The organism is Sporosarcina sp. FA9, assembly GCF_051550205.1.
Classification (GTDB): Bacteria; Bacillota; Bacilli; order Bacillales_A; family Planococcaceae; genus Sporosarcina.
On record NZ_CP188819.1, the window covers coordinates 1395692 to 1410040 of the forward strand.

Annotated in this window: 12 protein-coding genes; all 12 read left to right on the forward strand. The window is 40.3% G+C overall.

The genetic code is table 11. The features are described from left to right. Positions 1-24 precede the first annotated feature (24 nt). The 12 genes from pyrH to ACP8HH_RS06865 all read left to right on the forward strand — a co-directional run bounded on the left by pyrH (position 25) and on the right by ACP8HH_RS06865 (position 14345). Positions 25-750, forward strand: coding sequence for a UMP kinase (gene pyrH / locus ACP8HH_RS06810; RefSeq protein ID WP_438317682.1), 726 nt, complete (start codon positions 25-27; stop codon positions 748-750). Further along, positions 750-1307 (forward strand): ribosome recycling factor, encoded by a 558-nt coding sequence (frr, locus tag ACP8HH_RS06815; RefSeq protein WP_438317685.1) that lies wholly within the window; start codon positions 750-752, stop codon positions 1305-1307. Before pyrH ends, frr begins: the two co-directional genes overlap by 1 nt. 277 nt (positions 1308-1584) lie before the next feature. Next, entirely contained in the window at positions 1585-2379 is a 795-nt protein-coding gene (locus ACP8HH_RS06820) for an isoprenyl transferase (protein WP_438317688.1), read from the forward strand. Next, positions 2376-3170, forward strand: coding sequence for a phosphatidate cytidylyltransferase (locus ACP8HH_RS06825; protein ID WP_438317690.1), 795 nt, complete (start codon positions 2376-2378; stop codon positions 3168-3170). Before ACP8HH_RS06820 ends, ACP8HH_RS06825 begins: the two co-directional genes overlap by 4 nt. A gap of 16 nt (positions 3171-3186) precedes the next feature. Further along, complete coding sequence (gene dxr / locus ACP8HH_RS06830) at positions 3187-4335, forward strand: 1-deoxy-D-xylulose-5-phosphate reductoisomerase (RefSeq protein WP_438317693.1); 1149 nt, start codon at positions 3187-3189, stop codon at positions 4333-4335. A gap of 147 nt (positions 4336-4482) precedes the next feature. After that, positions 4483-5751 (forward strand): RIP metalloprotease RseP, encoded by a 1269-nt coding sequence (rseP, locus tag ACP8HH_RS06835; protein WP_438317696.1) that lies wholly within the window; start codon positions 4483-4485, stop codon positions 5749-5751. Between the two features lie 35 nt (positions 5752-5786). Beyond that, complete coding sequence (locus ACP8HH_RS06840) at positions 5787-7493, forward strand: proline--tRNA ligase (RefSeq protein WP_438317699.1); 1707 nt, start codon at positions 5787-5789, stop codon at positions 7491-7493. A gap of 69 nt (positions 7494-7562) precedes the next feature. Further along, a complete protein-coding gene (locus ACP8HH_RS06845) occupies positions 7563-11885 on the forward strand; it encodes a PolC-type DNA polymerase III (protein ID WP_438317701.1) in 4323 nt (1440 codons plus the stop codon). 175 nt (positions 11886-12060) lie between these two features. Next, positions 12061-12537 (forward strand): ribosome maturation factor RimP, encoded by a 477-nt coding sequence (gene rimP / locus ACP8HH_RS06850; protein WP_438317704.1) that lies wholly within the window; start codon positions 12061-12063, stop codon positions 12535-12537. Between the two features lie 22 nt (positions 12538-12559). After that, positions 12560-13729 (forward strand): transcription termination factor NusA, encoded by a 1170-nt coding sequence (gene nusA, locus ACP8HH_RS06855; protein ID WP_438317707.1) that lies wholly within the window; start codon positions 12560-12562, stop codon positions 13727-13729. Between the two features lie 20 nt (positions 13730-13749). Beyond that, positions 13750-14028 carry an RNase P modulator RnpM gene (gene rnpM / locus ACP8HH_RS06860; RefSeq protein ID WP_438317710.1) on the forward strand — a complete coding sequence of 93 codons (279 nt, stop codon included), beginning with the start codon at positions 13750-13752 and terminating at the stop codon, positions 14026-14028. After that, complete coding sequence (locus ACP8HH_RS06865) at positions 14025-14345, forward strand: YlxQ family RNA-binding protein (RefSeq protein WP_438317713.1); 321 nt, start codon at positions 14025-14027, stop codon at positions 14343-14345. Before rnpM ends, ACP8HH_RS06865 begins: the two co-directional genes overlap by 4 nt. Positions 14346-14349 lie beyond the last annotated feature (4 nt).

Below are 14349 nucleotides of genomic sequence, written 5' to 3' on the forward strand. Positions count from 1 at the left end.
AATCTGAATAAATGGAGGGTACAAATGAGCAACCCAAAATACAAACGAATCGTATTAAAGATAAGCGGTGAAGCACTTGCAGGTGAAAAAGGTTTCGGCTTATCACCCGACATTATCAAATCAGTTGCTATGCAAATACAAGAAGTCGTCGATTTAGATGTTGAAGTCGCTGTAGTAGTTGGCGGTGGAAATATTTGGCGTGGTAAAGTTGGTAGCGAAATGGGAATGGACCGAGCGACAGCGGATTATATGGGAATGCTTGCGACTGTTATGAATTCTTTAGCTCTTCAAGATTCCCTCGAAAAACTTGGTGTTGAAACTCGAGTATCTTCTTCAATTGAAATGAGACAAGTTGCAGAGCCATACATACGTCGTAAAGCAATACGTCATCTTGAGAAAAAACGTGTGGTTATATTTGCAGCCGGAACAGGCAATCCTTACTTTTCCACAGATACAACAGCAGCACTTAGAGCAGCGGAGATAGAAGCTGATGTAATTCTAATGGCTAAAAATAATGTGGATGGTGTTTATTCCGCTGATCCAATGATTGACAAAACTGCAGTTAAGTATTTGGAACTGTCATTTATTGACGTTATTAGTCAAGGTCTTGAAGTAATGGATTCTACTGCATCAACACTATGCATGGATAATGATATACCATTAGTGGTGTTCTCGATAATGGAAAAAGGAAATATAAAAAGAGCCGTACTTGGTGAAGCAATTGGGACGGTCGTCAGGAGGAATTTGTAATGTCGAATGCACTATTGAAAGAAGCGACAGACAAAATGGAAAGAGCAATTAGTGCTTATTCACGGGAACTCGCAAATATACGTGCGGGGCGTGCGAATGCATCTATGCTCGATAGAATAACTGTTGATTATTACGGAACGCCAACTCCTATCAATCAAATGGCGGGAATTTCTGTACCAGAAGCGCGCCTATTAGTTATTCAACCTTATGATAAGTCAATTCTAGGTGATATTGAAAAAGCAATCATGAAATCCGACATTGGTATTCAACCATCCAATGATGGCACAATCATCCGTCTTTCTGTTCCAGCATTGACAGAGGACCGCCGGAAAGATCTTGTGAAGCTTGTGAAAAAAGAAGCAGAAGAAGCAAAAGTCGCAATTCGTAATGTTCGCCGCGATGCGAATGACGAAGCGAAGAAGCTTGAGAAGAGCGGAGAACTTACGGAAGATGGTCTACACCGTAGTGGTGAAGACGTCCAAAAGCTAACCGATTCTTATATAAAAAAGATAGATGATATGGCGAATGATAAAGAAATTGAAATCATGGAAATCTGATAGAAGAACTTTCTATATTTTGAGACGTCCTTATTTCAGGGCGTCATTTTTTTTATTAAATTTTAATTAGTCTTAATAATTAAGCGGTTAGAATATATTCTTGATAAAGGATTAGACTTTGTGAATAAAGCTAAGAAACTGCATATTGTATAGGTAGAGCTATACTTATACTACCGAAGACTGTCTTTTAAAACATAAAATTTAAATGAAATCTATCGACTAATTTGGTACGATAGATATGACTTGCTCCGAAAAGTAGTCGAGTGGAGGAAACGATATGCTAGGAAAACTAATGCGAAAAAAACCGATAGTGCCAGATATTAAAATGTCGGACCAAATCGCTTTGTTAAAAAGTAGAAAGATTCCTGCCCATGTTGCAATCATTATGGATGGTAATGGCAGGTGGGCAAAACAACGCAACTTGCCAAGGGTCGCTGGGCATCATGAAGGAATGAAAACTGTCCGCAGGATTACACGCGTTGCAAGTGATCTTGGCATTAAAGTACTTACACTTTATGCGTTTTCTACAGAAAATTGGAAACGTCCAAAAGTAGAAATCGATTTTCTAATGAAGCTCCCCGGAGAATTTCTAAGCACTTACCTTCCCGAACTTATTGAGCAAAATGTCAAAGTCGAAATGATTGGTAACTTTAGTATGCTTCCAGACCATACTAAAGATGCAATACGAAGAGCTATGGAAGAAACTGCAAGTAACGACGGAATGACACTTAATTTTGCGATGAATTATGGAAGTAGGCTCGAACTCGTTGAATCTGTAAAAAAAATAGCGAATCTTGTTGCTGAAGGAAAATTAGCAATAGAAGATATTGATGAAACTCAAATTGAGTCGCATCTAATGACAGCCCATTTGCCTGAACCTGATTTACTAATCCGAACAAGTGGTGAAGTAAGACTTTCTAACTTCATGCTATGGCAGCTTGCCTATGCGGAGTTCACATTTACAGATGTATTATGGCCTGATTTTGATGAACTGTGCATGTTTGATGCAATCAAGGACTTTCAGTCACGTAGTCGCCGCTTTGGGAGTGTGGAAGGGGAGAAGGAAGCTTGAAACAACGAATAATAACGGCAGCTATTGCATTGGCTTTTTTTGTTCCAGTCATTATTATTGGAGGGCTGCCGTTTACGATTGCAATTTATTTAATTGCTACAATAGGCCTTTTTGAAATTTTGCGAATGAAAAATCTAACCTTGTTTTCATTTCCGGGCTTAATTTCTTGGATAATACTTGCCGTATTACTTATACCGGCAAGTTGGACCGGCTGGATATATGATGTACTCGGTTATACAAAAATTGAACTTGCCTTCGCGGGTGTTCTGCTTTTACTAATATACACAGTTGTCGTTAAAAACCAATTTACGTTCGACCATGTTGCATTCTCGATACTTGGGGCATTATACGTTGGTATTGGATTTTATTATTTAATCGAAACTAGAATGTTTGGTATTGAATATGTTGTGTATGCTTTCATAGTTATTTGGATGACGGATACAGGGGCTTATGTAACGGGAAGAAAATTTGGAAAGCGGAAATTATGGCCAGAAATATCTCCCAATAAAACGGTTGAGGGATTTGTAGGCGGAATCATCTGGGCAATTACTTTTGCATGTATTTTTCAGTATTTCGTACCTGTTGCCTCCACGTATCCGATACTTATAATCGTTACAATCATCGCGTCCATTGTGGGACAACTCGGTGATCTTGTCGAATCTGCAATTAAAAGGCATTATGACGTGAAGGATTCAGGCAATCTCCTCCCAGGACATGGTGGAATATTGGATCGATTTGACAGTCTTCTTTTCGTTTTGCCGTTACTTCATTTATTGCATTTCATTGCATAACGGAAAGGGTGGCATTATGAAAAGAAAAATAAGCCTATTAGGTGCTTCGGGGTCCATTGGAACACAGACGATGGATATTATTAATTCAAATCCAGAAAAGTTTGAGCTCGTATCTTTTTCAGTTGGTTTGAATATGGATAAGGTAAGGGAAATTGCTTCCGCACATTCACCAAAGATTGTTTCGGTAATAAGACCTGAAGATGCAGTACAATTAAAATCTGAGTACCCATTGATTCAATTCGTTCATGGGGATGAAGGGCTTGTTGAGGTCGCTGCTTTTGCAGGTGCGGATATACTTGTAAATGCCGTGATTGGCAGTGTAGGATTAAAACCCACACTTCAAGCAATTCAGGCGGGAATTACAATTGCGATTTCTAACAAAGAAACACTTGTTGCTGCCGGAGATCTTGTTATGACGGAAGCGCGTAAATACAATGTGCCGCTACTTCCTGTAGATAGTGAACACTCAGCACTTTTCCAAGCGTTAAATGGTGAAAACGTCGACCGTGTATCCCGACTTATTTTAACAGCATCTGGTGGAAGCTTTAGAGATTTAACAAGAGAAGAATTGTCAGGAGTTACAGTTGAACAAGCCTTAGCTCATCCGAACTGGTCAATGGGGAACAAACTCACAATTGACTCCGCTACGATGATGAACAAAGGACTTGAAGTAATTGAAGCACATCATCTTTTCGGTATACCTTATGAAAAAATCGATGTTTTGCTACATAGAGAAAGCATCATCCACTCGATGGTTGAATTTGAAGATACGAGTGTCATTGCGCAGCTCGGATCACCGGATATGCGCGTTCCGATTCAATATGCACTCACGTATCCAGACCGGATAATGATGCGAAATCCTAAACCGCTACGTCTTGAAGAAATTGGGAAACTTCATTTTGAAAAAATGGATTTTCAGCGATATAAAGCTCTGGGACTTGCTTATGCTGCAGGTAAAGAAGGCGGAACAATGCCTACAGTAATGAATGCAGCGAATGAAATAGCGGTTGGATTGTTTATGCAAGGGAAAATCCCTTTCCTGAAAATAGAGGAATTAGTGGAGAGGGCAATGAATAAACATCAAACAACTTCTATACCTAATTTAGAAGCAGTACTAGAAGTCGATTCACTCACTCGGAAAATGGTTTATGGTATGGTAGAATAAACTATCGAAAGAACCCGTTTGCAATGAGGTAAACGAATCTTCTTCTGTTGTGTGAAATTGTTGAATCGGTATTGTGCGAAAGTTTTTAATATCGGCTAGAATGGAAATTTAGATTTCTGTTTACAAAGCCAGTTGAGGTGGTTTTTTATGGAGACTGTAATTGCGTTTATTATCATTTTCGGTTCCCTTGTCTTCTTTCACGAATTAGGGCATTTCCTATTTGCGAAAAGAGCTGGAATTATGGTGCGTGAATTCGCAATTGGAATGGGCCCGAAAATTTTAGGTATTACAAAAGGTGAAACATTGTACACTATTCGACTTTTACCTTTGGGTGGATATGTTCGAATGGCCGGAGAAGATTTAGACAAAATTGAACTTCAACCAGGCTTTCGTGTCGGACTTACGTTCACGGAAACTGGAGAAGTTAAAAAGGTTTATTTAAATCGCAATGTCTCTAATCCAGATGTATTATTTTTAGAAACGGAATCATCCGATTTTGATAAAGAACTTTTTATCGAAGGATACAATGACGATGGTGAACTTGTTCGATTTGATATTTCCAAAACCGCCGTCGTTGTAGAAAAAGGGGTAGAGACAATAATCGCCCCTTACGACAGGCAGTTTGACTCGAAGTCTCTTGGACATCGTGCAATGACTATTTTTGCGGGACCGTTGTTTAACTTTATTCTTGCCTTCTTCATCTTTTTGGCAATCGGTTTAATTCAAGGTGTGCCGACGCTTCCTACTAATGAGCCTATTATCTCGGATGTGAATAATGATGGGCCAGCAAGTAAAGCTGGAATGGAAAAAAATGATTATGTTAAAGAAGTAAATGGTGAGCCGGTTAAGACTTGGACTGAATTTGCGGCAATTATTCAGGCGAATCCTGAAGTGCTCCTTAAAATTCAAGTAGAACGTGGAAATGATCTTGTTCTTCTTGAAGTGATTCCGAAGAAACTTACAGAGGCTGGAAAAGACTTTGGTCAGATTGGAGTTATCTATGCGGATCCGGTTGAAAAGAATGTTTTAAAAGCATTTTACTTTGGTGGAGAACAGACTGTTTTATGGTTTAAACGAATTTTTGAGTTGCTTGGAATGCTTGTAACAGGGAAGTTTACAATAGATGATTTAAATGGTCCTGTAGGCATTTATAAGGCAACTGAAACGGTGGCACAGTTTGGTATCTTCAGCTTAATGAACTGGGCAGCGGTGCTAAGTATAAACCTAGGAATTATGAACTTATTGCCACTACCTGCACTTGACGGTGGTAGATTATTATTCTTCCTTTTTGAGGCTGTTCGAGGTAAGCCGATTGATCGACAAAAAGAAGGTATGGTTCACTTTGTTGGGATTATGTTGCTTATGCTCCTGATGCTCGTCGTTACTTGGAATGATATTCAAACATTCTTTTTTTAGATAAAATTTAAAAATTAAAAAGGGGTGGAATATACATGAAACAATCTTTATCATTTATACCTACAATGCGTGAAGTTCCATCCGATGCGGAAATACTTTCACATCAACTACTCCTGCGTGCAGGATTTATTCGCCAGAATGCAAGCGGTATCTATTCGTATCTACCTCTAGGGAAAAAAGTTCTCAGTAAAATAGAACTGATTATTCGTGAGGAAATGGAAGCAATCGATGCTGTTGAAGTTTTCATGCCGGCATTACAGCAAGCTGAACTTTGGCAGAAGACTGGAAGATGGTATTCATATGGACCTGAATTATTTCGTGTAAAAGACCGTCATCAAAGAGACTTTGCTCTTGGTGCAACACATGAAGAAGTCATTACTTCACTTGTGCGCGATGAAGTGAAATCATATAAAAAGCTACCGTTAACACTTTACCAAATACAGACGAAATTTAGAGATGAGCAACGTCCTCGTTTTGGTCTGCTTCGTGGCCGTGAATTTATTATGAAAGATGCTTATTCTTTCCATGCTACAGAAGAAAGCCTTGATGAAAAGTATCAGGATATGAAGCAAGCGTACACGAACATCTTTACGAGGCTTGGACTTAATTTCCGAACTGTTATTGCCGACGGCGGAACAATAGGCGGTACGGATACTCATGAGTTTATGGCGCTATCCGAAATTGGGGAAGATACGATTGCTTACAGCGATACCTCTCCGTATGCTGCGAATATTGAAATGGCTGAAATGAATACATCATTCGAGAAGTCGGATGAGGTTTTATTGGAAGTTGAAAAGATTTACACACCAAATATGCAAACAATTGATGATATTGTTTCGTTTTTAGATACAGAAGCTACTAAGTGTATCAAAACGCTCATCTTTAAAGCGGATGAGAGGTTAGTTGCTGTTCTTTGTAGAGGCGATCATGAAATCAACGACATTAAATTGAAAAATGCATTAGGTGCGAATACCGTTGAATTTGCATATGAAGGCGATGTTATAGAACTTCTATCATGTGGAGTTGGTTCGATTGGTCCTGTGAAACTTCCGCTCGATTTAAAAGTGATTGCAGATCACGCAATTGCTTCAGTTGTGAATGGAGTGTGTGGCGCAAACGAGGATGACTTCCATTTGATAAACATTAATCCTGAGAGGGACTTTGCAGTAGACCGCTATGCGGATCTACGTTTTGTCCAGGAAGGCGATGTTACACCGGACGGCGAAGGAACGATTAAGTTTGCCCAAGGGATTGAAGTCGGTCATATATTCAAACTTGGCACAACGTATAGTGAACCAATGGAAGGAACCTTCCTAGACAATAACGGCAGAAATCAGCACTATCAAATGGGCTGTTACGGTATTGGTGTTTCTCGTATCATGGCAGCTGTTGCAGAGCAGTATAATGATGAACATGGATTAAAGTGGCCGAAGAATCTTGCGCCATTCAATATTCATCTAATTGCTCTTAATATGAAGGACGAAGCGCAGAAAGATCTGGCGGATGAGTTATATAAATTATTGAAGTCCTATCGATTCGAAGTTCTTTACGATGACCGACCGGAACGAGCGGGTGTCAAATTCGCAGATTCTGATCTAATCGGTTTACCAATTCGTATTACTGTTGGGAAAAAAGCTTCAGTAGGAATTGTTGAAGTGAAATATCGATCATCCGGAGAATCCACGGAATGGCCGAAAGAAGAAATTACAGAGAAGTTGCAAGCATTTTTTGGAGCTGAATAAATGAAGGAAGGGAAGTCCGGCAATCGGTACTTCCTTTCTTTTTCGCTACTATGAAAAAGGGGGATGCTCATGGACCAAGTGAATGATGGAAAAATGAAACTGCATCTTTTATTACAGCAAATTGATTTAACGGACGACCAAGTTGTCACCTATTTTGAAAATGCATCACTAGAGCGAGTGAGTATACACAAGAAATCGAGAGTTTGGCAATTCAATTTAAAACTGGACAAACCTTTACCGATAGAAGTATATCGAGTTTTTTCGGAACGAATTAATCAGGCTTTCGCTGCAATTGCGACGATTCGACTTGAAATCACGAGTGACAATAGTGAAATGGCTGAAGAATCGTTTGCACACTACTGGCCGTTTGCTCTTGAAGGGATAAGTGGGATGTCCCCGCCGATTCGAGACTTACTTAGCAATCAAAAACCGGTCATGACTGGTGGGAAAATGGTTCTTTTTTGCACAAACGATATGGAACTTCAAACGTTAAAAAGTAAATATGGAATATTACTTGCGGATGCCTACACTTCTTTTGGTTTTTCGAAACCATATGTTGATTTCACAATTTCAGAAGATGACAACGGTGCGGAGGAAGCGCGTCTTGCGTTTATTGTCGAAAGGCAAGCTGAAGAAGAAGAGTATGGCCGAAAAGCTCTTGAAGATATGAAGAAACGGGAAACAAATCGAAAAGAAAATGGCGTTCCTCAGGGACCGTTTCGACTGGGTACACCCATTAAAAATGATGAACCAATTTTGGAAATCCGACAAATTCAAGATGAAGAACGTCGGGTAATAATTGAAGGTTTCGTCTTCGATGTAGAAGTAAAAGAACTCCGCAGTGGGCGTTCGTTATTAACGATAAAAGTAACGGATTACACAGATTCGATTCTTGTGAAAATGTTTTCTCGAGATGACGAAGACGCTGCACTGATGAAAACGTTGAAAAAAGGAGCTTGGGTTCGAGCACGAGGTGGTATTCAAAATGATACATTCGTTCGAGATCTCATCATGATGGCTCAAGACGTAATGGAAGTTTCACCTATTGTACGGCAAGATAAAGCACCTGAAGATCGTAAACGAATTGAACTTCACGCTCATACGACGATGAGTCAAATGGATGCTGTTGTATCGGCATCGGCTTTAGTTGAACAAGCTGCCAAATGGGGACATCCAGCGATTGCGATAACAGATCATGCAAACGTCCAAGCATTTCCCGAAGCTTATTCAACAGGAAAAAAGCTTGGTGTGAAAGTACTTTTTGGAATGGAAGCAAATCTTGTAGATGACGGTGTGCCAATTGCTTACAATGAACAGCACAGGAAACTGGAAGATGATACATATGTCGTGTTTGACGTGGAAACAACGGGTCTTTCAGCCGTTTACAATACGATTATTGAACTTGCCGCAGTGAAGATAAAAAATGGTGAGGTCATTGATACGTTTGAACGGTTTTCAAATCCGGGGTATCCAATCTCTGCACTCATTACGAAATTGACGGGTATTACAGATGATATGGTAAAGGATGCACCATCTGTATCGGAAGCCATAAAGGATTTTAGCGATTGGATTGGCGATTCAATCCTCGTTGCTCATAATGCATCTTTTGATATGGGTTTCCTGTATGAAGCGCTAAAGAAGGCGGAGTTACCAATTACTGCTTATCCCGTCATTGATACACTCGAGCTGGCTCGTTTCTTGCACCCGGAAATGGGAAATCATCGATTGAACACATTGGCAAAAAAATACAACATCGAACTCACGCAACATCACCGTGCAATTTATGATGCGGAAGCGACGGGTCATTTGTTTTTACGCTTGCTCAGTGAGGCCGAAGAAAAAGGCATTCTTTATTTGGATGACTTTAACAAACATGTCGGTGGGGGCGATACATACAAAAGGGCAAGACCCACACATTGTACGCTCCTAGCAATGGACGACGAAGGATTAAAAAACTTATTCAAACTCGTTTCTTATTCCCATATGAATTACTTTTACAGAGTTCCACGCATCCCGCGCTCTTTGCTTATCAAGTATCGAAAAGGACTGCTTGTCGGTTCAGGATGTGACAAAGGGGAAGTATTTAATGGACTGATGCAAAAATCACCTGAGGAAGTTGAAGAAATTGCGAAATTCTATGATTATATTGAAATTCATCCGAAATCCGTTTATGCACATCTTATCGAAATGGAACTGATTCGCGACGAATGGAATATGGAAGACATTATGAGAAAGCTGTTGAAACTCGGGAAGAAAGTCGGAATCCCGGTTTGTGCCACTGGAAATGTCCACTATATTGACGAGAACGATGCGCAATTCCGTAAAGTGCTTGTCCGTTCACAAGGTGGAGCGAATCCCATGAACAGACATGCTTTACCTGCTGTTCATTTCCGAACGACAGATGAGATGCTTGAAGAGTTTTCATTCCTTGGTAAAAGCGTTGCGGAAGAGATTGTGATCGATAATCCACGCTCGATCCTAGACCGAATCGGCGACGTGAAACCAATAAAAGATAATTTGTATACACCTAAAATTGAAGGTGCGGAAGAGGAAGTAAAAGAACTGACTTACTCAATGGCCTATAAAATATATGGTGAGAATTTACCTGAAATCGTCGTAGAACGAATAGAAAAAGAACTTACCTCAATCATTGGGAACGGTTTTTCAGTTGTTTACCTAATTTCCCATAAACTCGTAAAACGTTCACTTGACGATGGGTATCTCGTAGGTTCCCGTGGTTCGGTTGGTTCCTCATTCGTTGCAACGATGATGGAAATTACGGAAGTGAATCCGCTACCCCCGCATTATATTTGTCCGTCCTGTAAAACAGCAGAATTTTTCACGGATGGGTCTGTAAGTTCAGGATATGATCTTCCAGACAAAGAGTGTGCTTCTTGTGAAAAGATGTTCAAAAAGGACGGCCAGGATATTCCGTTCGAAACGTTTCTTGGTTTTGAAGGGGACAAAGTACCGGATATCGATCTCAATTTCAGTGGAGATTATCAGGCAAAAGCTCATAATTATACAAAGGAACTTTTTGGTGAAAAATTTGTATACAGAGCGGGAACGATTGGGACGGTTGCGGAAAGAACGGCTTACGGGTATGTCCGTGGATATATGAACGATAATGGCTTGAATTTGCGCGGAGCAGAAATTGACAGACTGGTACTAGGCTGTTCTGGTGTGAAACGGAATACCGGGCAACACCCCGGTGGAATTATTGTTGTTCCGGACACAATGGATATTTTCGACTTTACACCGATTCAGTTTCCCGCAAACGATTTGAACTCGGTGTGGAAGACGACACATTTTGACTTTCATTCAATTGAAAACAATTTATTGAAACTTGATATTCTTGGTCATGATGACCCGACAATGATTAAAATGCTTGAAGACTTATCAGGCATCGATGCGCTCACAATCCCACCTGATGATAAAGGAGTTATGGAGTTGTTTAGTGGCACGTCTTCGCTCGGCGTGACTCCGGAACAAATTGGCTGTAAAACAGGTACCTTAGGTGTTCCGGAATTCGGAACGCGGTTCGTGCGTCAAATGTTAGAAGAGACAAAACCGTCAACATTTTCGGAACTCATTCAGATTTCGGGATTGTCACATGGGACGGACGTTTGGATTGGCAACGCGCAGGAATTAATTAAGAATAAGACGTGTGTGCTTTCAGATGTGATTGGTTGTCGAGATGATATAATGGTTTATTTAATCTATCAAGGGTTAAAGCCTTCAATAGCGTTTAGCATCATGGAATCCGTTCGGCGTGGTCGTGGACTGACACCAGAGTTTGAAGCTGAAATGAAAGCAGAAGGCGTACCTAATTGGTATATTGAGTCTTGTAAAAAAATTAAGTATATGTTCCCGAAGGCACATGCTGCTGCCTATGTATTAATGGCATTACGTATCGCATATTTTAAAGTGCATCATCCAATACTTTATTACTCAGCTTACTTTACAATACGAGCTTCAGATTTTGATCTATTAGCGATGACGAAAGGCTCAGCGACGATTCGTGCACAGGTCAATGAAATAAATGCAAAAGGTTTGGAAGCCTCGCCAAAGGAAAAGAACTTACTTACGGTTCTTGAAATTTCCCTTGAAATGTGCGAACGGGGCTTTTCATTCGCGAAGCCAGATCTATATAAATCGGATGCGACGACATTTCTTATTGAGGGGAACTCGCTCATTCCGCCGTTCAACTCAATTCCATCACTAGGAACAAACGTTGCAAATTCTATTGTTGAGGCTCGAAAAGATGGCGAGTTTCTATCTAAAGAGGATTTACAACAACGTGGTCGAGTATCTAAAACGATAACCGATTATTTAGATTCTCTTGGTTGTCTAGAGGGAATGCCTGAAGCGAATCAGCTGTCTTTGTTTTAACTACTCATAAAACAATACGCCACTTTATATAGGCTGTGGCGCATTGTTTGCAACGTTCTTTATCGTATGGTATGATGGGAACAACTTTTGTAATAGTCTTGCACAGAGAGAGTGGGATTCCCCGCTCTTTTCTGTTGTTCTGTAGTGTTTTCACTGAATTTTAGGGAGGGATTAGATGACTAAAGTTACGGAAGTGGTCGAACAACTCGTCAGTCCGATTGTAAATGACTTAGAATTGGTACTAGTAGATGTTGAGTATGTCAAAGAAGGTAGCGATTGGTTCCTGCGTATATATATCGACACACCGAGCGGAGACATCGATATTGATCAATGTGCTCTCGTCAGTGAAAGACTTAGCGATGAACTTGACCGTACAGATCCAATCACAGAGAATTATTTTCTTGAAGTGTCATCACCTGGTGCTGAGAGACCACTGAAAAATGAAAAGGACTTTCTTAATGCAATTGGTCAGTTTGTTTTCATTAAAACATATGGACCAATCGATGGGATGAAAGAGTTTGAAGGTTATTTGCTTTCATATGGCGACGACGTAGCAGAAGTTGAAATACGTATTAAAACGAGAAAAGTAAGCGTCTTAATCGACAAAGAAAAAATTGCGTTGGCACGTTTAGCAATCGACTTTTCCGCATAATTGAATATAGGAGTGATTAAACATGAGTAGTGATCTACTCGATGCATTAGTGGCCCTTGAGAAACAGAAGGGTATTTCTAGAGAAGTTTTGACCGAGGCAATCGAAGCCGCATTATTAACCGCTTATAAAAGAAACTTTAATCAAGCACAAAACGTACGAGTCGACTTAAATCTTGATAAAGGCTCAATGAAAGTTTACTCACGAAAAGATGTTGTTGAGGAAGTTGAAGATGATCGTCTACAAATTTCTTTAGAAAAAGCACAAGAAATTAATCCGGCTTATGAACTGGCAGATGTAGTAGAAGAAGAAGTAACACCAAGAGATTTCGGCCGTATTGCTGCACAGACAGCTAAACAAGTCGTTACTCAACGTGTGCGTGAAGCGGAACGCGGTATGATTTATGAAGAGTATGTGGATAGAGAAGACGATATTGTAAATGGTATTGTTGAACGCTTAGATGCACGCAACTTATACGTAGGACTCGGTAAAGTAGAAGCAGTACTTCCGGTGGGAGAACAAATTCAAACGGAATCATATGAACCTCATGACCGTATCAAAGTATATATTACAAAAGTTGAACGCACATCACGTGGTCCACAAGTGTTTGTCTCTCGAACACATCCGGGTTTACTACGTCGGTTATTTGAAATGGAAGTGCCTGAAATCTTTGAAGGAATCGTTGAAATTAAAACGATTGCTCGTGAAGCGGGCGATCGTTCTAAAATTTCGGTGCATACAAACAACGATGAGGTTGACCCGATTGGTTCATGTGTTGGAGCAAGAGGCGCACGTGTACAATCGATTTCTAATGAGTTGAATGGTGAGAAAATAGACATCGTTGAATGGTCTGAAGATCCGGTTATTTTTGTAGGAAACGCACTAAGTCCTTCAAAAGTGCTTGACGTTCAAGTAAGTGAAGACGCAAGGTCAACAACAGTCGTAGTCCCTGATTATCAATTATCACTAGCAATTGGTAAAAGAGGACAAAATGCGAGACTTGCTGCTAAGCTTACGGGTTGGAAAATTGATATTAAAAGTGAAACCGATGCTCGTGAACTTGGTATCTATCCACCAGCGGGCACTGAAATCATTGTGAGCCATGAGCTTTCAGAAGATCCTTATTTCGATGATGAAACGTTAACGGATACTGAAGATGTTACAATCGATTTATATTCAGACGACGAGGCCTGATAAAGAAAGGGTGAATACACATGTCGAAAATGAAAAAAGTCCCTTTACGTAAATGTGCGGCAACGGGTGAAATGCTTCCCAAGAAGGAAATGATTCGAATCGTTCTTCCGAAAGATGGAGAAATTTCAGTCGATCTTTCAGGTAAGAAATCCGGTCGTGGGACATATGTGTCCAAATCCGAAGAGGCAGTCGAAACAGCACGTAAAAATCGTTCCATACAAAGTCAGCTTGGAACAGCCGTACCTGATCACATTTATGATGAACTTCTGCACGCAATTCGTCGGGAGGCATTAAAATGAAAGATGCTAAAAAGATTTTTCAAATGCTTGGAATGGCGACACGTGCAAGGATGCTTATTACTGGTGAAGAATTAGCAATACGAGAAGTTCGGAACGGAAATGCACGTTTGGTTATCGTTTCAAATGATGCTTCCGCAAATACGATAAAAAAAGTTACTGATAAATGTTCATTTAACAACGTTGAGATGCATGTCTTTGGTAATCGAGAAGAAATTGGACATGCAATTGGGAAAGAATCGCGAGTGGTCCTCGCAATTACGGATGCCGGTTTTGCCGGGAAATTATCCGAACTCCTCAACGAATATAACCGGGGGTGAGCCA